This is a genomic window from Ruegeria sp. THAF33, assembly GCF_009363615.1.
GTDB lineage: Bacteria > Pseudomonadota > Alphaproteobacteria > Rhodobacterales > Rhodobacteraceae > Ruegeria.
Genome location: NZ_CP045384.1, coordinates 3,130,687 through 3,150,602, shown reverse-complemented (window position 1 = coordinate 3,150,602; position 19,916 = coordinate 3,130,687). Strand labels below are relative to the sequence as shown.

At 57.0% G+C, this 19,916-nt stretch carries 21 protein-coding genes, 2 tRNA genes and 1 riboswitch; of the genes, 12 read left to right on the top strand and 11 right to left on the bottom strand.

What is annotated here, in order from left to right; translation table 11 throughout:
* Nucleotides 1–8: 8 nt before the first annotated feature.
* The 3 genes from FIU92_RS15810 to FIU92_RS15800 are packed head-to-tail and all read left to right on the top strand — an operon-like array spanning nt 9 to nt 3,096.
* A complete protein-coding gene (locus FIU92_RS15810; protein WP_152459528.1) occupies nt 9–1,820 on the top strand; it encodes a hypothetical protein in 1,812 nt (603 codons plus the stop codon).
* Nucleotides 1,821–1,872: 52 nt separating this feature from the next.
* Nucleotides 1,873–2,550: a hypothetical protein gene (locus tag FIU92_RS15805; RefSeq protein ID WP_152459527.1), complete on the top strand. Its 678-nt coding sequence runs from the start codon at nt 1,873–1,875 to the stop codon at nt 2,548–2,550.
* 3 nt (nt 2,551–2,553) lie between these two features.
* Nucleotides 2,554–3,096, top strand: coding sequence for a HupE/UreJ family protein (locus FIU92_RS15800; protein WP_152459526.1), 543 nt, complete (start codon nt 2,554–2,556; stop codon nt 3,094–3,096).
* A gap of 161 nt (nt 3,097–3,257) precedes the next feature.
* Here the strand turns inward: FIU92_RS15800 and FIU92_RS15795 are convergent, their stop codons facing one another.
* The 3 genes from FIU92_RS15795 to FIU92_RS15785 form a co-directional block, all read right to left on the bottom strand.
* Nucleotides 3,258–3,599, bottom strand: coding sequence for a GFA family protein (locus tag FIU92_RS15795; RefSeq protein ID WP_253285270.1), 342 nt, complete (start codon nt 3,597–3,599; stop codon nt 3,258–3,260).
* 158 nt (nt 3,600–3,757) lie between these two features.
* Nucleotides 3,758–4,051, bottom strand: a complete 294-nt coding sequence (locus tag FIU92_RS15790; protein ID WP_152456701.1) for a putative quinol monooxygenase — start codon at nt 4,049–4,051, stop codon at nt 3,758–3,760.
* Nucleotides 4,052–4,271: 220 nt separating this feature from the next.
* Nucleotides 4,272–4,347 (bottom strand) — tRNA-Thr (locus FIU92_RS15785).
* A gap of 235 nt (nt 4,348–4,582) precedes the next feature.
* On the opposite strand from FIU92_RS15785, the gene FIU92_RS15780 reads away from it, so the two are divergent.
* The 4 genes from FIU92_RS15780 to arsB are packed head-to-tail and all read left to right on the top strand — an operon-like array spanning nt 4,583 to nt 8,683.
* The gene (locus FIU92_RS15780) at nt 4,583–5,410 is read left to right on the top strand and encodes a helix-turn-helix domain-containing protein (RefSeq protein ID WP_152459524.1); all 828 of its coding nucleotides are present in this window, start codon (nt 4,583–4,585) and stop codon (nt 5,408–5,410) included.
* Complete coding sequence (locus FIU92_RS15775; RefSeq protein ID WP_152459523.1) at nt 5,407–6,405, top strand: ArsJ-associated glyceraldehyde-3-phosphate dehydrogenase; 999 nt, start codon at nt 5,407–5,409, stop codon at nt 6,403–6,405. Before FIU92_RS15780 ends, FIU92_RS15775 begins: the two co-directional genes overlap by 4 nt.
* Nucleotides 6,402–7,667, top strand: coding sequence for an organoarsenical effux MFS transporter ArsJ (gene arsJ / locus FIU92_RS15770; RefSeq protein WP_152459522.1), 1,266 nt, complete (start codon nt 6,402–6,404; stop codon nt 7,665–7,667). The genes FIU92_RS15775 and arsJ overlap by 4 nt, the downstream gene beginning before the upstream one ends.
* Entirely contained in the window at nt 7,664–8,683 is a 1,020-nt protein-coding gene (gene arsB / locus FIU92_RS15765) for an ACR3 family arsenite efflux transporter (RefSeq protein WP_152459521.1), read from the top strand. The genes arsJ and arsB overlap by 4 nt, the downstream gene beginning before the upstream one ends.
* A 74-nt stretch (nt 8,684–8,757) precedes the next feature.
* On the opposite strand, the gene cobO is transcribed toward arsB, so the two are convergent.
* The 5 genes from cobO to FIU92_RS15740 all read right to left on the bottom strand — a co-directional run bounded on the left by cobO (nt 8,758) and on the right by FIU92_RS15740 (nt 12,701).
* Nucleotides 8,758–9,357, bottom strand: coding sequence for a cob(I)yrinic acid a,c-diamide adenosyltransferase (gene cobO, locus FIU92_RS15760; RefSeq protein ID WP_152459520.1), 600 nt, complete (start codon nt 9,355–9,357; stop codon nt 8,758–8,760).
* A gap of 56 nt (nt 9,358–9,413) precedes the next feature.
* The gene (locus FIU92_RS15755) at nt 9,414–10,349 is read right to left on the bottom strand and encodes a DMT family transporter (RefSeq protein ID WP_152459519.1); all 936 of its coding nucleotides are present in this window, start codon (nt 10,347–10,349) and stop codon (nt 9,414–9,416) included.
* Between the two features lie 45 nt (nt 10,350–10,394).
* Complete coding sequence (locus FIU92_RS15750; RefSeq protein WP_152459518.1) at nt 10,395–11,057, bottom strand: HD domain-containing protein; 663 nt, start codon at nt 11,055–11,057, stop codon at nt 10,395–10,397.
* On the bottom strand, nt 11,041–12,141 hold the full coding sequence (gene aroC, locus FIU92_RS15745) for a chorismate synthase (RefSeq protein ID WP_152459517.1): 1,101 nt from the start codon (nt 12,139–12,141) through the stop codon (nt 11,041–11,043). Before aroC ends, FIU92_RS15750 begins: the two co-directional genes overlap by 17 nt.
* A 119-nt stretch (nt 12,142–12,260) precedes the next feature.
* Nucleotides 12,261–12,701: a 6,7-dimethyl-8-ribityllumazine synthase gene (locus tag FIU92_RS15740; protein ID WP_152459516.1), complete on the bottom strand. Its 441-nt coding sequence runs from the start codon at nt 12,699–12,701 to the stop codon at nt 12,261–12,263.
* A 119-nt stretch (nt 12,702–12,820) separates the two neighbouring features.
* Nucleotides 12,821–13,020: riboswitch (FMN riboswitch) on the bottom strand.
* A 54-nt stretch (nt 13,021–13,074) separates the two neighbouring features.
* Here FIU92_RS15740 and FIU92_RS15735 point away from each other — a divergent pair.
* Nucleotides 13,075–13,686, top strand: coding sequence for an FMN-binding negative transcriptional regulator (locus tag FIU92_RS15735; protein ID WP_152459515.1), 612 nt, complete (start codon nt 13,075–13,077; stop codon nt 13,684–13,686).
* Nucleotides 13,687–13,705: 19 nt separating this feature from the next.
* Here the strand turns inward: FIU92_RS15735 and FIU92_RS15730 are convergent, their stop codons facing one another.
* A complete protein-coding gene (locus tag FIU92_RS15730; RefSeq protein ID WP_152459514.1) occupies nt 13,706–14,152 on the bottom strand; it encodes a cytochrome c family protein in 447 nt (148 codons plus the stop codon).
* A 461-nt stretch (nt 14,153–14,613) separates the two neighbouring features.
* Here FIU92_RS15730 and petA point away from each other — a divergent pair, with 461 nt between their 5' ends.
* The 3 genes from petA to FIU92_RS15715 are packed head-to-tail and all read left to right on the top strand — an operon-like array spanning nt 14,614 to nt 17,354.
* Nucleotides 14,614–15,198, top strand: a complete 585-nt coding sequence (gene petA / locus FIU92_RS15725; RefSeq protein ID WP_152459513.1) for a ubiquinol-cytochrome c reductase iron-sulfur subunit — start codon at nt 14,614–14,616, stop codon at nt 15,196–15,198.
* A gap of 15 nt (nt 15,199–15,213) precedes the next feature.
* Nucleotides 15,214–16,545 (top strand): cytochrome b, encoded by a 1,332-nt coding sequence (gene petB, locus FIU92_RS15720; RefSeq protein ID WP_152459512.1) that lies wholly within the window; start codon nt 15,214–15,216, stop codon nt 16,543–16,545.
* Nucleotides 16,546–16,562: 17 nt separating this feature from the next.
* Nucleotides 16,563–17,354, top strand: a complete 792-nt coding sequence (locus FIU92_RS15715) for a cytochrome c1 (RefSeq protein WP_152459511.1) — start codon at nt 16,563–16,565, stop codon at nt 17,352–17,354.
* Between the two features lie 146 nt (nt 17,355–17,500).
* Here the strand turns inward: FIU92_RS15715 and mtaB are convergent, their stop codons facing one another.
* Nucleotides 17,501–18,757, bottom strand: a complete 1,257-nt coding sequence (mtaB, locus tag FIU92_RS15710) for a tRNA (N(6)-L-threonylcarbamoyladenosine(37)-C(2))-methylthiotransferase MtaB (RefSeq protein WP_152459510.1) — start codon at nt 18,755–18,757, stop codon at nt 17,501–17,503.
* Nucleotides 18,754–19,596 carry a diaminopimelate epimerase gene (dapF, locus tag FIU92_RS15705; RefSeq protein WP_152459509.1) on the bottom strand — a complete coding sequence of 281 codons (843 nt, stop codon included), beginning with the start codon at nt 19,594–19,596 and terminating at the stop codon, nt 18,754–18,756. The genes mtaB and dapF overlap by 4 nt, the downstream gene beginning before the upstream one ends.
* Nucleotides 19,597–19,806: 210 nt before the next feature.
* Between dapF and FIU92_RS15700 the strand changes: the two genes are divergently transcribed.
* Nucleotides 19,807–19,882, top strand: a tRNA-Lys gene (locus tag FIU92_RS15700).
* Nucleotides 19,883–19,916: the final 34 nt, after the last annotated feature.

Genomic DNA, 19,916 nt, shown 5'->3' with positions numbered 1-19,916 from the left:
GTTCAGGGGTGAACAAAATTCCAATTTGGCAGTATCTGTGCCGACTATTTCTGATGCTGAGCCTGATGGCCTCAGGTGCGCGCGCCGTTTCGGCGGATGTCGTTCTGACTAACGGATCAGAAGTCGCCCCCAACATCGCTGTCCTTCATATCAAAGACGATGGGGTCTACGTCGACCTTGAGATCTATGTCGAAGATATTCCGTTGTTTACTGATATGTTGCCAATCGGTTGGTCATCGGATTTCGTCGAGGGTGAGCCGGAGGCTAAACAAGAGACCAAACAAGGTTTTGCCCAAGCCGAAAGTCGGGCGTTATCGATTGTTGGAAGGGACAATCAGCCCCTAAACGCTGAAATCAGAAATTTAGAATACCGAACACGCATCGACCGGGCCTCGCCACTTGCAGGTCAGCGGAATCCATTCTCGGGTCAAGTTGTTCCCAGCCCGCCAAAAGATCCGCGTGTTCTGTTCGTCAAAGTGTTCTTTGCGTTTCAAAACACAGTCCCCAACGAGCTGACTATAGTGCCTCCATCGCGGGATGGTGAACCACTGGCGACTATCGGGATGCAGGTTTTTGACCGAGAGGTTCCGGTCACCGATTTTAGCTTCTTGTCAAAGCCGGCAGAGTTAAAGATTCACTGGCCTGATCCGTGGGATAGCCGTTTTTCTGCTGAAAGCCTAAATCGAAAAGCGCAGGACGGGACATCCACCTTTCTCTACATCGAACCTCGTGAAGTTCGGCATGAGACGCTGATCCGCTTGCGTGAACTGGCGCCTTGGATTGGTGAAACTACCGAAGTCGGTCAAACACTTTCGCCACAGCGTAGCGCCATGATCGTAAACCAAGCGGCGTCCTTCCTGGCTTCTCGTAACCCGGTGACAATTGATGGCAAATTAGTGCAACCGTCGAACGCTACAGCAAAGCTCCTGGAGCTGACATCGCAGGGTTATCAGGTTGTCGAGCCTGGAAAGGAAGTGTCCGTGAACAATGCGTTTATCGGAGCTATCCTGTCCTTCTCATCGGTAGAGCTTCCCGATCAGGTGACAGTCACATGGGATATGTTTGACGAGGAAATTTCCCGCGTTGCAACCATTTCAAACGATATCGCTGGGCCATTCTTTGGAGCTGTGACACCTGCGGACCCTCAGTTTCACTGGCAGAACCACCTGCTCCAATACCAAAGAGCATCTGTTACTCAGATTCCATTTGAGCAGCAAAAACGGCAGAACCCGGCTATGGCGTTGATCGCCGGGATTATCAGCGCCGTCTCACTCGGTTTTCTCCTGCTAACCAGGGACAAAGTCGCAAAGCGTGCCAGTTGCGTGACTATGATTGCCGCTGCTTCGGCAACGTTTGTATTTTCGGGATATTTGCCGGAATTACTTTGGAATAAGCCCGAGCCCCCTGAGCAGCAGGTTGCGGAAGACATACTGCACTCGATGGTCAAAAACTTGAACACGGTGACCCTGGAAACTTCGCCGGCAGCAAGAAAGGCAGAGCTGGCCCACATTGTAACGGCGGCATCTCTGGGCGACATCGCAACGGAGGTAGAGCGTGGTCTCGTGATCCGAACGCCAGGAGGCAGTCTTGCTACGGTTACTGATATTAGAGACCTGAAATTAGAGCGCGTTGACCCGACCCTCAAACCGGGTGGATTTAGCACTCTGGCAAAATGGACAGTGAAAGCCCAAGGCGGTCATTGGGGACACGCTCATATGCGCGCGGTTACGTTTCGGGTGCTAGCCGAGGTCGTACCTGAGTCAGGGCAATGGAAGCTGGATGGATTAACTGTAATCGAGGCTCGCGATCCAAATGCATAAGTATTTAAGATCAAAGGTTTTTGCTTTCGGCGCTCTGTTTGTGGGTGTGTTTTTGTCACTGACGCTGTCAGCCTCGGCGCATTTTTTGCTTAACCTCAACGTTCGAATTTCGCATGTCGAGCATTCCGAAGACGGTCTGCGTGTCTACATGCGCACGCCCATGCCTTATCTGGTTGCAGACAAGGTCGGTGATCAGAATGGTGATGCCTTGCCGGAAGCTGCACCATTCACGACCAATGCCATGAGCGACGGTCAGGTGGTCCACTTCGTCGACTTGCCGGCTGTCATGAGCGATCCCAATGGGCTGGGGCAATTCGCGGAAGGTGGGTTGCATCTGTTGGTCGACAATCAGCGCTTGAGAGGAACAGTTAAGTCCGTTCGCTTGCATCGCGTTGGAAATGAGCCCGGATTTGCATCTTTGGCCGAAGCTCAACAGGCCGTGGACACCGAAACGGCCTTAATGCCACCGCTTTTTGTTGGTGATACGATTGTCGATCTCGTCCTGTATTATGACACTGACGGCCCAATCCAATCGTACAGCATTTCTAACGTGCTGGACCCCGGCTTGCCGGATCAGCACCAAACGGCCAACCTCATTCTCGACTACGCGTCTGACACGCCTCAGATATTCCGATCTCGGGGCCTGATGACCGAACCATTGGTGGTTCAGAAGAAGGGGTATGGAGGATTCCTCAGTTTCGCCTGGGAAGGCATACGACATATCCTCTAAGGGTTGGATCATGTTTTGTTTGTTGTGTGTTTGGTCATCGGAGCGCAGACACTCAGGGCGCTATTGCTGCGTGCAACCGGTTTTACCGTTGGACATAGCGTGACGCTGTCTCTGGGGTTCTTCGGGTTTGTGCCATCGGGCGCGTGGTTTGTTCCTGCCGTCGAAACCGGGATCGCGATTTCTATTATTTTTGCAGCCGCAGCAGCGTTTATGAGTTTCAAGGACAACGCGCGTTCTGAGGTCACGATGGTGCTTCTGACGACACTGATTGGCCTCCTGCATGGGCTCGGGTTTAGCTTTGTGTTGCACAAGATCTTGCAGGTCACCTCCCCAAACATCTGGCAAAGCCTGCTTGCCTTCAATCTTGGCGTCGAGCTTGGCCAAGTTGCCATTATTCTTGCACTCTGGCCTGCCTTGATAATGTGTCGGCGCGTGAACTCCAGTTTGTGGATGTCCCTGCGAGTGGGCTTAGCCGGTGGATGCGCGGCTATCGCCTGCTTTTGGACCTTTCAGCGAGTTGCCGAGGTTTATTCCACGTTGGCTTAGGGTCATTGCGAAGGCGCGGTCCGTGATGGTCGCCTAAGACATGCGGACTTCGGCTGTTCCGAAGAATAAGGCAGATTAGGCTCAATGCAGTCGTTTGCTGCGCAGAGCATCAATGGCCGCTCTCCGGACAAAGCTGCCATTCGGCCCGAGCGACTGGCCCGTCAGGATAGAGCTATCTCCAAACGGTCCAACGCATTGGGCGGCCACACCTCATCGAATTTGTAAAATTCCTCAAAGATAGGAATGTCTTTGCTGAGTGGCACCCAGGCCTGCTTGCTGTTGGTGAAAATCTGTACATCCGGAGGACATTGATCCGGGTTGTTCAATGTTCCGACGCGCACGTACCTTAGCTTGCCAAGGCGGATCATGTAGCTGCTAAAAACGGCGACGCCACAATCCCTACAGCGCGTAATGATCTGACCTTTCCCGCTTGGAGTAGAGAGCTCATGTTCAGTGATTGGCCCCTCAAACTGCACGCGATCAGCTTCAATGATTGCGTTCAAGACGTAGGCCGCTCCGGTTTGTCGCTGGCATTCGCGACAGTGGCAGCAATGCACGAACATGGGTGGCGAAGTCATCTTATACGTTACGGCTCCGCAGCCGCATTTCCCTTTGATCATTATTTCCCCCGAGTTGTTTCCCTTTATTCAAGCCATGGCCCTTATTGGACAAGTTCGTAGTGCTTGATAGAACGCGACTCGACCAATTCGGCCTCCGCCGGATCGATATGCGGACTCTGGTAGTTATCGCCGACAAAAGCCTTTAGTGACTCCAGGTTTTCCCAAATCATCACAAAGCTGAACTCTCGCGGTGTGTCAGCACGTGCGGCACCAGGAAACACTTGAACGATGCCTTTGGTACCTCTCATCAAGGGGATAGCTGTTTCATGGAAGAACTTGCTGAACTCTTCCTCTTTGCCCGGCCGTGTCACGACCTGAAAAATACGCATGATCATTCATCCGACCTCCGTAAAGTTCGGTTCCTGAATGTATGAGCGCCTCTGGTTCTGCGACCATATCATTTCGTTCCGAGATTGTCTGCTATGGGCTCGAAGCGATCATTCGCTATAGAGCGAGCGGATGTCCGTTTTAACCGCGTAAAATATATCCCGGCACAAGAACATAGTGGGAACGCTTTCTTAGCAGAAGTATTTCCCTTACGATTTCGATGAAATCTGGTGCCGCTGAAGGGACTCGAACCCCCGACCCCATCATTACGAATGACGTGCTCTACCAGCTGAGCTACAGCGGCACCGTAGGTCATACCGAACACATTATGACCGGATGCGAAGCTTCGTTTAAACCGTCAGTTCGGCGCCTGCAAGCCCGGTTGTAACCGTTTTGGCGTTGCTCAGCATGGCCGGGCCTCAAGTTGTGAACCGAAAGCCTGCGGCCAATCTTTCAAATTGGCGCTCTGATCCGTGAATTTTTTGTGACGACGCGGAATGAAATTGACTCATTCGCAATATTTCAATAATTCATGAAATATGATAGAACAGATAACCGATCAATTGACCATCCTTGGCCACCCGCAGCGCATCACCGTGTTTCGCATGTTGATGCGACGGTTTCCTGACAGGGTTCCCGCAGGCGAGCTGGCGGCGGAGCTGGATATCAAGCCCAGCACCATGTCGAACTATCTGAATGCTTTGCAGCGGTCGGGGCTGGTGAAACAGGAACGATCCGGGACGTCTCTGCTCTATTCGATTGAAATGAAAACTGTGCAGCAAATGCTCGATTTCCTGATCGTGGATTGCTGCCGTGGCCGACCGGATATCTGCATGCCCTTTCCCAAAGACACCGCGACGAACCGAAAGTTCAATGTGCTGTTCATTTGCTCCGGCAACTCAGCCCGTTCGATTTTTGCCGAATCCTTGCTGCGACAGATCGGCGGCGACCGGTTCAACGTTTATTCAGCCGGGACGCGGCCCAGTTCAGAACTCAATCCCTTTGCTGTGCAGGTTCTGCGCGACAAGGGGCACGATATCTCGGTCCTGCGGCCGAAGAATCTGTCCGAGTTTTCGGCGCCGGACGCGCCCGTCATGGATTTTGTCTTTACTGTCTGCAATCAGGCCGCCAACGAGGAATGCCCGGCTTGGGAGGGTCAACCGATAAGTGGCCATTGGGGCGTGGAAGATCCGGTCAAGGCCGAAGGTACCGACGCCGAGAAAAGCCTGGCCTTTCAAACCGCCTACGGCGCACTGAAGCGCCGGATTCAGGCCTTTTCGTCATTGCCGTTCGAAAGCCTTGACCGGATCGCATTGCAATCCGCCGTCGATGAAATCGGGCGCACGCCTACCGAGGAAACGAAATGACCACCTACGCACTGAACGGCCTTGGCCGTATGGGAAAACTGGCCCTGAAGCCTTTGCTTGAAAAAGGCGCAAAGATTGCCTGGATCAACGATGCCGTCGGTGATCCCGAGATGCATGCGCATCTGCTGGAGTTCGACACCGTGCATGGGCGCTGGGACGCGGAATTCGACCATGATGCAGACAGCATCACGGTCAACGGTACCCGCCTGCCGTTCGTTGGCACAAAAGACCTGAGTGCGTTGCCGCTGGACGGTGTTGATGTGGTGATCGACTGCACCGGCGTGTTCAAGACCGAAGCGAAGCTGGCACCGTATTTTGACGCTGGGGTGAAGAAGGTTGTTGTCTCTGCTCCGGTCAAGGACGGGTCGACGGCCAATATCGTCATGGGTGTAAATGACGAAACTTTCGACCCTGCGGCGCATAGGATCGTGACGGCGGCCTCGTGCACGACAAACTGTCTTGCGCCTGTCGTAAAGGTCATTCACGAAAACCTGGGCATCCGCCATGGATCGATGACGACGATTCACGACGTAACCAATACGCAGACAATCGTGGACCGGCCTGCCAAGGACCTCAGGCGCGCACGCTCGGCCCTGAACTCTCTGATCCCGACCACGACCGGCTCGGCCACGGCCATCACTCTGATATATCCGGAACTCAAAGGTCGTTTGAACGGCCACGCGGTTCGGGTGCCATTGCTGAACGCCTCGCTGACCGATTGCGTGTTCGAGGTTGAGCGTGAAACCACGGTTGAAGAGGTCAACGCCTTCTTCAAAACTGCAGCCGAGGGCGAACTGAAGGGCATTTTGGGATATGAGACGCGTCCGCTGGTGTCCACCGATTATACCAATGACGAACGCTCTTCGATCGTCGATGCGCCCTCGACCATGGTTGTGAACGGGACGCAGGTGAAAATCTATGCGTGGTACGACAACGAGATGGGCTATGCGCATCGGCTGGTGGATGTCGCGCTGATGGTCGGGGCATCATTGTGACGCAACGCCCCGAAGGACTGTCGGCCTATATCGCGGTCACGGCTGCCTATTGGGCCTTCATGCTGACCGACGGGGCGCTCAGGATGTTGGTGCTGTTGCACTTTCACACCCTGGGCTTCTCGCCGGTGCAACTTGCCTATCTGTTTGTGCTTTATGAAATCGCCGGGATTGTCACCAACCTGTCCGCCGGTTGGATCGCCGCACGGTTCGGGTTGACCTCGACCCTCTATGCAGGGCTAGGGGTGCAGATTGTCGCGTTGCTTGCCATGACGCAGCTTGACCCGAACTGGACGGTCGCGGCTTCGGTCACTTTTGTCATGATCGTGCAAGGGGCCAGCGGAGTGGCCAAGGATCTGGCCAAAATGTCTTCGAAATCGGCGGTCAAATTGCTGGCTCCCTCCGAAGGAGGCGCGTTGTTTCGATGGGTTGCGGTTCTGACGGGTTCGAAAAACGCGGTCAAAGGGCTGGGATTCCTGTTGGGTGCCGCCATGCTTGCAACACTGGGCTTCCTTCCGGCAGTGCTTGCCATGGCCGCCGCTCTGGCGGTGATCCTGGTCGCGGTGATGTTGTTCATGCCAGCGGGCCTGCCGAAGGGGCGCAAGGGCGCAAAGTTCTCTGAGGTTTTTTCAAAATCCGCAAATGTGAACTGGTTGTCCGCGGCGCGTGTCTTCCTGTTCGGTGCGCGGGACGTCTGGTTCGTGGTCGGCATCCCGATCTATTTCTATGCTGTTCTTTCAGATGGCACCGAAGAGGGCAATCGGGCCGCGTTCTTCATGATCGGAACATTCATGGCGGTGTGGATCATCCTCTATGGCGCCGTGCAAGCCAACGCGCCAAGGATTCTTCGTGCGTCGGATCGAACCGAAGGTGATCTGATCCGTGCCGCACGCAGCTGGGCGGCGATCCTGTTCTGCGTTCTTGCGGCTCTGACATTGGCAGTTTTGCTGTCAAATGGGCCCGAGACCTGGCTGACCCTGACGCTGGTCGTCGGGCTTTTGGTCTTTGGTGCGATCTTCGCGGTCAACTCATCGCTGCATTCCTATCTTATTCTTGCCTTCACCCGGTCCGAGCGTGTGACGATGGATGTCGGCTTTTACTACATGGCAAATGCGACGGGGCGGTTGGCCGGCACCGTCTTGTCTGGCCTGACCTATCAGGTCGGGGGGCTGCCCCTGGTGCTGGGCACGGCGGCCGTGATGGTCGGGCTTGCCGCGCTGACCTCTGGCAAACTTACGGATCAAACGGCTGAGGCGCTATCATGAGCATTTTTGAACGATATCTCACGATCTGGGTTGCACTTGCGATGATCGGTGGCGTCCTGATCGGGCTGGCCGCGCCGGGGCTGGTGCAGTTGGTGGCAAGCGCCGAAATCGCCAGCGTCAACCTGGTGGTGGCAGTGCTGATCTGGGCAATGGTTTACCCGATGATGGTCAACGTCGATTTCGGCGCAGTCGCCGGAGTCGCCCGCCAGCCACGTGGTCTGATTGTGACGCTGGTGGTGAACTGGCTGATAAAGCCTTTCACAATGGCACTGCTGGCCGTTCTGTTTTTCGACTATGTCTTCGCACCCTGGATCGCGCCCGAAGATGCGGCGCAATACACTGCCGGTCTGATCCTGCTGGGGGCCGCCCCTTGCACCGCCATGGTGTTTGTATGGTCGCAGCTCACCAGAGGCGACGCGACGTACACGCTGGTTCAGGTTTCCGTCAATGATCTGATCATGGTCGTGGCATTTGCGCCGATCGTGGCCTTTTTGCTGGGTGTCACCGACATCGAAGTGCCGTGGCAGACTTTGGTTTTGGCCACGGTCCTTTATGTGGTGCTGCCGCTTGTCGCCGGGTTGATCACCCGCCGCAGATTAGGCTCTAAACAGGCGATAGAAGCCTTTTCTTCGCGGGTGAAACCGTGGTCCGTCATGGGATTGATTGCAACCGTGGTCATCCTGTTCGGCCTGCAAGGTCAGACCATTCTGGCGAAACCGACGGTCATCGTGTTGATCGCCGTTCCCATTCTGATCCAAAGCTACGGCATATTTGCCATTGCCTATGGCGCGGCTTTTGCGCTGAAGGTCCCCCACCGGATCGCAGCGCCCTGTGCCATGATCGGGACATCGAATTTCTTCGAGCTGGCCGTTGCCGTCGCAATCAGCTTGTTCGGTCTTCATTCCGGCGCGGCGCTGGCGACGGTTGTGGGGGTCCTGGTCGAAGTACCGGTAATGCTGTCGCTTGTGGCTTTCGCCAACCGAACACGCCAGCGTTTCCCGGAACCTGCGACATGACAGAATCGGTCAACGCGGTAGGGCGATGACCGGAACTGGCGGCTATGCACCGCCAGCCTTGCAGCAACGTTGCTTCAGAAATCCACGCCGCGCTGTGCTTTGATGCCCGCTTGGAACGGGTGTTTCTCCTCGGTCATTTCCGTGACCAGATCAGCATAGTCACGCAGCCCGTTCGGCGCGTCGCGGCCAGTCAGGAATACGCTGGTCTTTTCCGAACGCGCGTTCAAACCTTCGATGACCTGTTCGACCGACAGGTATTCGTAACGCAGGGCGATGTTGATCTCGTCCAGCACAACCAGATCGTATTCGCCGCTGGACATCAGGGCGCAGGCCTTGTCGAAGGCGGCATTGGCAGCTGCAATATCGCGCTCCCGGTCCTGTGTGTCCCAGGTAAAACCTTCGCCCATCGTATGCCATGTCACCAGATCACGCTCTTCGAAGAAACGGCGCTCTCCGGTTTTCCATTTGCCCTTGATGAACTGCACCACAGCAACCTTCTGGCCCCAGCCCAAGGCACGAATGACCACGCCGAACGCGGCCGAGGACTTGCCTTTGCCCTTGCCGGTATTGATCAGGACCAGACCGCGGCCTGGATCCACGGCCTCGGACACTTTCTTGCGGTGCTGGGCCTGCACCTTCTGCATCTTTTCCTTGTGATCCTGCGCGTCGCTCATTTGGGAACCTCTTTGACTGTTCGGCCCAACCTAGGGGAAGATTGCAAAAGGTAAAGTCATGCTTTGGGGTCTGTAACCGACCGGGCCTTGCCGCGCTCCAGCCCCAACTGGTGTTCGCGCCAGATGACGACAACATTGCCTGCAATCACCAGCGCGGCCCCGATCAGGATTGCAAGCGTTGGCAGTTCGTCGAACCAGACATAGCCTATCACGATCGCAAAAAGCATCGTTGCATAGTCATAAGGTGCCAGCATCGAGGCCTGACCAAACCGATAGGAAGATGTGACCAAAATCTGCGCGACGCCGCCGATCAGGCCCATCATGATCAGTATTAGAGCCTGATTTACTGTCGGCATCGTCCATCCCCAGAACGCGGTCAGAGCGGACAGGAGCGTCGCGGTCATCGAGAAATAGAACACGATGGCCGCGGGGTGATCGACCTTGACCAATTGCCGGATATGGATCTGAACGAAGGCACGGGCGAGGGTTGCGCCCAGCACGCATAACGCGCCGATGGTGGCGGCGACCTCCATCTCGGTGGTGCCAAGACGTGGCCAGATCATGATCAGGACGCCCAGCAGACCCAAAGCCACGGCGCCGATACGAATAAGCCGAATCCGTTCGCCCAGCATGACGGCGGCCAGAATCAGGGTGAAGATCGGTGTCGCGTACCCGATGGCAGTGACTTCCGGCAGGGGCAACAGGCTGAGGCCGGTAAAGGTAAGACCCATGGCGCTTGTTCCCAGAACACCGCGCCAGAAATGGCCTATGGGTTTCTTGACCACAAAGCCTTTCGACAACTCTCCCCGCGCGATGAGCCAAAGAATGATCACGGGGATTGCGAACAGGGACCGAAAAAACACCAATTGGCCCGGCGGGAATTCATCTGAAAGTGCTTTGACCAGCGCGGACATCGACGTGAACAGGAACAAGGCGCACAGCTTCAGCGTTACGGCAAGCAGAGGTCGATGCGAAGTTAAGGGTTTTGTCATCGGCGCGAACCTGCGTCTTTGACGGGCAAAGATCAACGGGTGGATTCAGCAATTCGCCCAGGATTGCGGCAAGGAACAGCCGATCTCTTCAGCGAATTCTTCAAGAAAGCGGAGCATGCGCGCGGTGCGTTGTTCTGCAATCCGCCTTCCGGTCTCGGTCAACATGTCACCTGGCAGGCGCAGCAGTTTCACCTTCCAGTGGTCGAGCGAGAAATGAAGGTCATCCAGTGGCCGGGCTTGGGCAAAAGGGTCCGCAGGATGATAAAGAGTGCGCCCCAAGGCTCCGGAAACGGAAAAGTTGCGGGCGATACCGATGGCGCCCAGGGCGTCAAGGCGGTCCGCATCGCGCAGAATGCATGCCTCGATCGTTTCAGGGGGGATATCGGCCGAAAAACTATGGGCTTCGATCGCGTGCTGAATCGCACGGACCTGATCGGCCTCAAACCCGATTTCTTTAAGAATAGGCTCTGATTCAGCTGCGGATCTGCGCGAGGCAAGATGCCGGTCGGGATCGTCCTTGGGCAGATTCACAAGATCGTGCAGATAACTTGCGGCCAGCAGCACGGACATATCGGTTTGATCATCAGCGATGGCCCGGGCGTTGGTCCAAACACGATCCAGATGGGCCAAATCATGGGCCGGATCCGTTTCCATGCGATGTGCGACCACAGCCCGCAGGCGGGTGCGCAGATCAGCCGATCCGTCCACGGTTCTCTCCGATCTGGCCGCGATGCAACAGCAGGTGGTCGAGGATCACGCAGGCCATCATCGCCTCTCCTACCGGGACCGCGCGAATACCAACACAAGGGTCGTGACGGCCCTTGGTGATGATCTCGGTCTCTTCGCCTGATTTGGTGATGGTTTTGCGTGTGGTCAGAATCGACGAGGTCGGCTTGACCGCAAAGCGCACGACGATGTCCTGCCCGGTTGAGATGCCGCCCAGAATCCCGCCCGCATGGTTCGAGCTGTATTGAGGACCGTTCTGCCCCATGAATATTTCGTCGGCGTTGGCCTCGCCCGTCAGTTCAGCCGCGGCCATGCCTTCGCCGATTTCGACGCCTTTGACCGCGTTGATCGACATCATCGCAGCAGCTAGATCAGTGTCTAACTTGGCGTAAACCGGCGCGCCAAGCCCTGCGGGCACGCCGCGCGCCACAACTTCGACAATTGCGCCAACCGAGTTGCCGGACTTGCGCAGATCGTCCAGATAGGTGGCCCACGTCTCGGCGGCTTGCGCATCCGGTGTCCAGAACGGGTTCTGTTCGATCTGGGACCAATCGAAATTGTCGCGCTCGATCTTATGCGGCCCAATCTGGGTCATGTACCCGGTGATCTGCACGTTGGGTGCGATCTGTTTGATCGCCTCACGCGCCAATCCACCCGCAGCCACACGCGCGGCTGTTTCGCGTGCAGAACTGCGCCCGCCGCCGCGATAATCCCGGATTCCGTATTTCTGCCAATAGGTGATATCGGCGTGCCCCGGACGGAACTTGTCGATGATATCGCCATAGTCTTTCGAGCGCTGATCGGTGTTCTCGATCATCAGCTGCACAGGCGTTCCGGTGGTTTGCCCTTCGAACACACCGGACAGGATTTTCACCTGATCGGGTTCGCGCCGCTGGGTGGTGAACTTGTTCTGCCCCGGTTTGCGCTTGTCCAGCCAGTGCTGGATCATGGTCTCGTCGATGGTGACACCCGGCGGACAGCCGTCAACGGTGGCACCCAAGGCGGGTCCATGGCTTTCACCCCAGGTGGTGACGCGGAATAGATGGCCAAAACTGTTCATCGACATGGGGCGTGCTCCTTTGAGCGTCGTGATTAGCGGGGAGCGCCTTGAGCCTCAAGGGGATTTGCGAATTGGTGGGCGCCACCTTGCGGTGGCGCGAATGAGTATTTTTGAAAAGATGAAGATCAGGCGGCCTGCATCAGCGCCGTTCGGGTCGCTGTGATTTTCAGCGCAGCTTGTGCGGCTTCGCGGCCTTTCTCAACAAAATGCGCGCGGTAGATGGCGTTGTGGTGATCGGTTTCCTGATACTGGTGCGGCGTCAGGGAAACGGACAGGACCGGTACGCCGGTATCCATGCCCGCGCGCATCAACCCATCGACAACGGCCTGCGCCACGAAATCGTGCCGGTAAATACCGCCATCCACGACAAATGCGGCGCAGGCGACAGCGGCGTAGCGGCCGGTTTGGGCCAGATCGCGGGCCAGCAGCGGCATCTCGAACGCGCCGGGAACGTCGAAAACATCGACCTGATCGGCCGGGATCAGTTCCAGAAAACCGTCAAGCGCGCGGTCGACGATGTCGGAATGCCAGTTGGCTTTGACAAAAGCATAGCGGGTGTGTGTCATCGTGATCTCCTTTCAGTTCGGTGGCCTGCTGGCGGTCGCGAAAACCTTCGCTGCCAGCCCGGCATGACACGTCACCCAAGGCGATCACGAGCAGGCGCGCCGGTTCACCGGCACGGCTTGCACGTTCTCTTCCATCCGGACTTTGACCGTCGGCTCTGGCCTCTCACCAGATCTGCTGACACTCTTTCGTGGTTCCACACTTTGTCCGAATACCGGCCTTTGCCGTTCGGATCGTGGACACGGCAGAGCCGCTCGCGGGCTTGCGGGTCATGGCCCGCATACCGCCGGTGGGGAATTCCACCCCGCCCTGAGAACGAGGCAGACCTTGCCAAGAACCAACCCCATCTGCAAGAGATTTGGCAGGAGGTCGCCCATGCACCCAAATCCAGCCTTCCGCGTCGAGGATCGAGCGCGTCATATTGAATTCGCCCGTGACCGGGCTTTTGGCGTTCTGGCGATTTCCGGCGACGGCGCGCCATTGATCAGTCACGTGCCCTTTCTGCTGTCTGAGGACGGTGCGGTGGTCGATCTTCATCTGGTGCGATCAAACCCCATTGTCCGTATGCTGCACGGGCCGAAAGAGGTCAGGATCGCGGTGCAGGGGCCTGATGGCTATGTCTCGCCCGACTGGTACGGTGTCGCCGATCAGGTTCCGACGTGGAACTATGTCGCCGTGCACCTGACCGGACGGCTTGAACTGCGCCCGCAGGACGAGCTGCGTGATTTGCTGGATCGACAAACCGCATTCTTTGAAGATCGACTGCTGCCCAAGGCGCCATGGGTCACCGGGAAAATGTCTGATGACGCGTTGGCCAGAATGATGCGGATGATCGTACCATGCCGGATGCAGGTAGAGGATATCCAGGGCACCTGGAAACTGGGCCAGAACAAGCCGGAGGAGGCAAGAATCGCTGCCGCCGACAAAGTGCCCGGCGGATTTGGCAGTGAAACCGGTCAGCTGGCCGCCTTGATGCACAAGGCGTAACCAGCACCGGGAAAAAGGATTACTCGGAACTGAACGTTGCCAGATAGGCGGCGATATCTTCCGCGCCTTTCCTGAGCTTGACGCTCATGTTCGGGCGGGCGGTTTCGTCATCCAGATACTCTTTGATGAAACCGATGGGGTCTTTGGAATAGGCGGCGATGTTTTCTTCGGTCCAGATCAGACCCTCTTCGCCGGCGCGGATCATGTCATCGGTGAACATACCGACCGGCAGGCGCTCGCTGCCATAGCGATAGTCTTTTTCGGAGCCGGCGACACGTCCGACGACGCCATAGAGATTCGGGCCGGTGATTCCGCCTTTGACCAGTACTTCGCCGTCCTTGATGATCGCATGACACGATGAACAGCGGTTGTACATCGCCTCGCCTTTCGCAGGATCACCTGCCGCAAGTGTTTGCGAGGACAGGGCCAATGTGAATATCGCAGTGGCCAGGGTGATTTTTGACATTGGGGTCTCCTTGCAGGAGTTCGCGCGTTTTTGCGCTGTCCGGTATTCACGGAAAAAGTGCAACTGTGTAATTGCGCTCAATTTTCGATTTAAATCATCTATTTGGCGAATATGATTTACTCGGCAGACAATCGTTGCTTCGTGATGCTGATTGTCAAGAATACGCTCTCAAATGACTGGCCGACTGGTGGTCAGAATCGGGCTGGATTTCGCCTGCAAAACGGAGTTCGAGGTTCGAATCAACCCCCCTTGATTCGAAGCCGCAGGCAAAGTTGCGGACGAGAATCACCAAAAAAAGCCCCTCGTCACGTGCATGAAGGGACACATGCGGCGTATTGCGCGTTTATGAACGCTGGACGAACACTATTCTCCCCGATAGTAAGCGCGGTTAAGACACCGCATTCGTGCGGTGCGCGAGCTATTTGCCCGTCCGCGGGCGCCAGATAATCGGAGATAACCTCGTGTCCCACGCAGAAGACCACGAAGGCACCCGCAGAGATTTCCTGTACTACGTCGCTGGCGGCGCAGGTGTCGTTGCAACAGGTGCAGCCGTATGGCCACTGATCAACCAAATGAACCCGTCGGCAGACGTTCAGGCGCTGTCCTCGATCCGTGTGGATGTGAGCGGCGTCGAGCCGGGCACGCAACTGACGGTAAAATGGCTGGGAAAACCCGTTTTTGTCCGTCACCGCACTGGTGCCGAGATTCAGGAAGCCCAGGAACAGGACGCCGAAGGTGTTGATGCGCTGCCAGATCCGCTTGCACGCAACTTCAACCTGAGCGCAGATGCGCCTGCGACTGACGCAAACCGCGTCATGCCGTCACCGGAAGGCGAAGCGCCGGGTGCCTGGATCGTTCAGATGGGCGTTTGTACGCACCTCGGCTGTGTGCCTCTGGGGGATGCCGGCGACTTCGGTGGCTGGTTCTGCCCGTGCCACGGCTCGCACTACGACCTCGCCGGTCGTATCCGTAAAGGCCCCGCGCCTGAGAACCTGCCTGTCCCGCCCGCAGAATGGGTGGACAACAGCACAATCAAACTCGGCTAAGGGAGACCCAAACTTATGTCCGGAATTCCCCACGATCATTACGAGCCGAAGACAAACGGCGAGAAGTGGCTGAACAGCCGTCTGCCGATTGTTGGCCTGCTGTACGATACCCTTATGATCCCGACCCCCAAGAACCTGAACTGGTGGTGGATCTGGGGCATCGTTCTGGCATTCTGCCTGGCGCTGCAAATCATCACCGGTATCGTTTTGGTGATGCACTATACCCCGCATGTTGATCTGGCCTTTGCCAGCATCGAGCACATCATGCGCAACGTGAATGGCGGTCACTTTATCCGCTATCTGCACATGAATGGCGCATCGCTGTTCTTTGTGGCGGTTTACATCCATATGTTCCGCGGCCTGTATTATGGCTCGTACAAAGCCCCGCGTGAGATCACGTGGATCATTGGTATGCTGATCTACCTGATGATGATGGGCACCGCCTTCATGGGCTATGTTCTGCCCTGGGGTCAGATGTCCTTCTGGGGTGCGACCGTGATCACCGGCCTGTTTGGTGCGATCCCGTTTGTTGGTGACGCGCTTCAGACTTGGTTGCTGGGCGGGCCCGCCGTGGACAACGCCACGCTGAACCGCTTCTTCTCGTTGCACTATCTGCTGCCGTTTATCATTGCGGCATTGGTTGTGGTGCATATCTGGGCCTTCCACACCACCGGCAACAACAACCCGACAGGTGTTGAAGTGCGCCGGGGCTCGAAAGCTGAGGCCGAGAAAGACACGCTGCCGTTCTGGCCGTACTTCGTGATCAAGGATCTCTTCGCCCTGGCCGTGATCCTGGTCGTGTTCTGGGCCGTCGTGGGCTTTATGCCGAACTATCTGGGCCACCCGGACAACTACATCGAAGCCAACCCTCTGGTGACACCTGCACACATCGTTCCCGAATGGTACTTCCTGCCGTTCTACGCGATCCTGCGTGCGTTCACCGGTGAGGTCTGGGTCGTTCAATTCGCAAGCTTCATCACCGGCGGTATCATCGATGCCAAGTTCTTCGGTGTTCTTGCGATGTTCGGCGCGATCCTGGCCATGGCGCTGGCGCCCTGGCTGGACACGTCTAACGTGCGTTCGGGTAAGTACCGTCCGATGTTCAAATGGTGGTTCTACCTGCTGGTCATCGACTTCTTTGCCCTGATGTGGCTGGGTGCGATGCCCGCGGAAGAGCCCTATGCGACCTTCTCGCTGATCGCGTCCGCCTACTGGTTCGCCTATTTCTTCGTGATCCTGCCGATCCTCGGAGTGATCGAGAAGCCTCTGGCACAGCCCGAGACCATCGAAGAAGACTTCAACGCGCATTATGGCAAGGCTGACGCCAAAGCCACGCCGGCCGAGTAAGAAGAGGGACCGGAAACATGTTCAAGAAACTTGCAATCGGCGCCGCGTTTGCCTTGGCCCTGACCCCTGTTGCATCCATTGCAGCAGGTGGGGGTGAGCAGCATATCGAAGACTTCGACTTCTCGTTCGAAGGACCCTTCGGTACCTGGGACCAGCATCAGCTGCAGCGCGGCCTTCAGATCTATACCGAGGTCTGCGCAGCCTGCCACGGTCTGCAATATGTGCCTTTGCGCGATCTGGAAGCGCTGGGCTATTCGGAAGAAGAAGTCATCGCCTATGCGGCTGACAACTTCGAAGTGTTCGATCCCGAGCTGGACGATTTCCGCCCGGCGATTCCGACAGACCACTTCCCGGCCAACAACGGTGTCGGCGCACCGGACCTGAGCCTGATGGCCAAGGCCCGCGCGGGCTTCCACGGACCTTACGGTTTGGGCATCAATCAGCTGGTCAAAGGCATGGGCGGAGCCGAGTACATCGCCTCACTGCTGGACGGCTATACTGGTGAAGAGAAGGAAGAGGCAGGAACTGTCCTTTACGAAAACAAGGCCTTCCCCGGTGGCTGGATTTCGATGGCACCGCCGCTGGCGGATGAACAGGTCGAGTTTGCTGACGGGCACTCGAACTCTGTCGAACACATGTCAGAGGACGTCTCGGCGTTCCTGATGTGGGCAGCCGAGCCGAAGATGATGGAGCGCAAGAACGCTGGCTTTGTTGGCGTGATTTTCCTGACCGTTCTGTCGGTGCTTCTCTATCTGGTCAACAAGCGCCTGTGGGCTCCGCATAAGGGTAAACTTCGTAAAGAAGACTGAGACCCTTTTCAGTAAGCATAAATTGAAACCCCCGCGCCATCCGGTTGCGGGGGTTTTTGTTTCCAGAAGGGGTCACAGGGCCCTTGCCCCTCTTCTTGGCCATTGGCCAGTTCTTCCCCGGGGTCTTTCTTGCCTGATGAAGGGAATCAGGCCGTGAGTTGGGTCATGGTCCGCCCGGTTATAGCAGCGCGCACGATCTGGCCTTCGGGTTGAGGTGCTTTGAACGAAACCTCGGTGAACTGTTCGGTTCGGCCCATATGCGGGTTTTCCATCAGGATGTGATGGGTTTTGCCGATTTGTTGTGACAAGTGCTTTGTGACCTGAGCGTCGCCTGCTGCGCGCAAGCGGGCGGCGCGATCCTTGATGACCGTTCCATTCACCTGCTGCGGTATGCGGGCTGCCGGTGTGCCTTCACGCTTGGAATAGGGGAAGACATGCAGCCAGGTCAGGTCGCAGTCGGTGATCAGCTTCAGCGAGTTTTCGAAATGCGCTTCGGACTCGGTCGGGAAGCCTGCGATGATATCCGCACCAAAGGTCATGTCGGGGCGCAGCTTGCGTGCCTCTTCTGTAAAGCGGATGGCGTCGTCGCGCAAGTGGCGGCGTTTCATGCGCTTTAGAATCAGATCGTCGCCATGCTGTAGCGACAGATGTAGGTGCGGCATCAGGCGCGGTTCGGTTGCGATGGCCTGCATCAGATTCTCATCAACCTCGATCGAATCAATCGAACTGATCCGCAGGCGTGGCAAATCCGGCACCAGCTTGAGGATGCGCATCACAAGATCGCCCAGCTTGGGGCTTGCGGGTAGGTCGGCGCCCCAGGATGTCAAATCGACCCCGGTCAGCACGACCTCGTTATACCCCTTGTCGACAAGCCGCTTGATCTGATCCACCACCACACCGGCCGGGACGCTGCGTGAGTTGCCCCGGCCATAGGGAATGATGCAGAAGGTACAGCGGTGGTCACAGCCGTTCTGAACCTGCACATAGGCGCGCGAGCGGGTGCCGAACCCGTCGATCAGATGGCCGGCCGTTTCCGTGACCGACATGATGTCATCCACCTGCACCGCCTCGGTCTGACCGATGAAATCGGCAGCCATGCCTTGCCAGGTCTCGGGGCGCATCTTTTCAGTGTTGCCGATGACCGCATCGACCTCGTCCATCCGGGCAAAGGTTTCGGGCTCGGTCTGGGCGGCACAGCCTGTGACGATCAGGCGGGCATTCGGATTCTCGCGCCGTAGCTTGCGGATCTCCTGCCGGGCCTTGCGCACGGCCTCAGCCGTCACTGCGCATGTGTTCACCACCACAGCGTCTGTCAGACCGGCCTGTTGCGACAGCTCTTTCATCGCCTCGGTTTCATAGGCGTTCAGGCGGCAGCCCAACGTGGTGAACTTGGGCGGGTTCATCCCAGCGACCTCAGAAATTCAGGCGTCAGAGTGCCAGAGAAAACGTGACATGTCGGGCCGGTCATCCAGACACCATCGTCGCGCCAGTCGACCCAAAGCGTGCCACCATCCAAATCAATCCGCACCTTGCGACCGGTCAGCCCCCGTCGCGCGGCAGCCACGGCTGTTGCACAGGATGAAGACCCAGATGCCAAAGTGATGCCTACTCCGCGCTCCCAGACGCGCATACGGATGTGATCCGGGCCAATGACCTGGGCCACCTGGACATTAGTGCGTTCGGGATAAAGCGGGTGGTATTCGTAACGCGCGCCAAATTCTGCCAACGGGATCGCTTCGGCGTTTTCAACGAAGAATGTGCAATGCGGGTTTCCCATTCCCGTTGCCGTCGGGGTGCCTTCGATTGGCAATTCCAGCGTGTCCATCTCTTCTGCCAGAGGAACTTCGCGCCAGTCCAGCTGCGGGTGCCCCATGTTGACTGAGGTAAGCCCATCACCGGCATCCCGCGCATGAAGGGTTCCACGTTCCGTGGTGAGCTTCAGGGCAGAGCGACCCGTCTCATCCATAAGCAATCGTGCAATACAGCGGGTGGCGTTGCCGCAGGCGGCCGAGGTTGATCCATCGGAATTGTAGAACACCAGATGCGCGTCGGCTTCACCTTTTTCGATAACGGCCAACTGATCGAATCCCACACCAAATTGCCGATGCCCGATTCCCCGGGCCAGCGCCGGCGTGATCGGGGCATCCTGCGCGCGTACGTCAACAATGACAAAGTCATTGCCCAGCCCGTGCATCTTTATGAACGGCAGTCCGGTGTCGAGTCTCTGTTGCATGGCCGGCATATAACGTCGGTCCGAACATGAATCCACCCTGTCGCGAAGATTCCTCAAAAAAGGGGTTGACCCTCCAGCGCCACCTGCCTAATTAAGCCGCCTATCGGGTTGCCGGAAACACGCGTTGTTACGGCGAAACGAGGCGCGAAATAAGGGCTTGAACCCGGTCGGGGAATTGCCGTAAAGAGCGCCACGGATCGACAGATCCAACAAAAGAGTGGGCCGTTAGCTCAGTTGGTAGAGCAACTGACTTTTAATCAGTGGGTCGCAGGTTCGAATCCTGCACGGCTCACCACTGTTTTCAAAGACTTACGAGGCGATCTCATGCC

Coding starts and splice junctions, on each gene's coding strand:
- FIU92_RS15790 (WP_152456701.1), bottom strand. CDS start 4,051: ATGATCATGCGTATTTTTCAGGTCGTGACACGGCCGGGCAAAGAGGAA.
- FIU92_RS15780 (WP_152459524.1), top strand. CDS start 4,583: ATGATAGAACAGATAACCGATCAATTGACCATCCTTGGCCACCCGCAG.
- FIU92_RS15775 (WP_152459523.1), top strand. CDS start 5,407: ATGACCACCTACGCACTGAACGGCCTTGGCCGTATGGGAAAACTGGCC.
- arsB (WP_152459521.1), top strand. CDS start 7,664: ATGAGCATTTTTGAACGATATCTCACGATCTGGGTTGCACTTGCGATG.
- cobO (WP_152459520.1), bottom strand. CDS start 9,357: ATGAGCGACGCGCAGGATCACAAGGAAAAGATGCAGAAGGTGCAGGCC.
- FIU92_RS15755 (WP_152459519.1), bottom strand. CDS start 10,349: ATGACAAAACCCTTAACTTCGCATCGACCTCTGCTTGCCGTAACGCTG.
- aroC (WP_152459517.1), bottom strand. CDS start 12,141: ATGTCGATGAACAGTTTTGGCCATCTATTCCGCGTCACCACCTGGGGT.
- FIU92_RS15740 (WP_152459516.1), bottom strand. CDS start 12,701: ATGACACACACCCGCTATGCTTTTGTCAAAGCCAACTGGCATTCCGAC.
- FIU92_RS15735 (WP_152459515.1), top strand. CDS start 13,075: ATGCACCCAAATCCAGCCTTCCGCGTCGAGGATCGAGCGCGTCATATT.
- FIU92_RS15730 (WP_152459514.1), bottom strand. CDS start 14,152: ATGTCAAAAATCACCCTGGCCACTGCGATATTCACATTGGCCCTGTCC.
- petB (WP_152459512.1), top strand. CDS start 15,214: ATGTCCGGAATTCCCCACGATCATTACGAGCCGAAGACAAACGGCGAG.
- FIU92_RS15715 (WP_152459511.1), top strand. CDS start 16,563: ATGTTCAAGAAACTTGCAATCGGCGCCGCGTTTGCCTTGGCCCTGACC.
- mtaB (WP_152459510.1), bottom strand. CDS start 18,757: ATGAACCCGCCCAAGTTCACCACGTTGGGCTGCCGCCTGAACGCCTAT.
- dapF (WP_152459509.1), bottom strand. CDS start 19,596: ATGCCGGCCATGCAACAGAGACTCGACACCGGACTGCCGTTCATAAAG.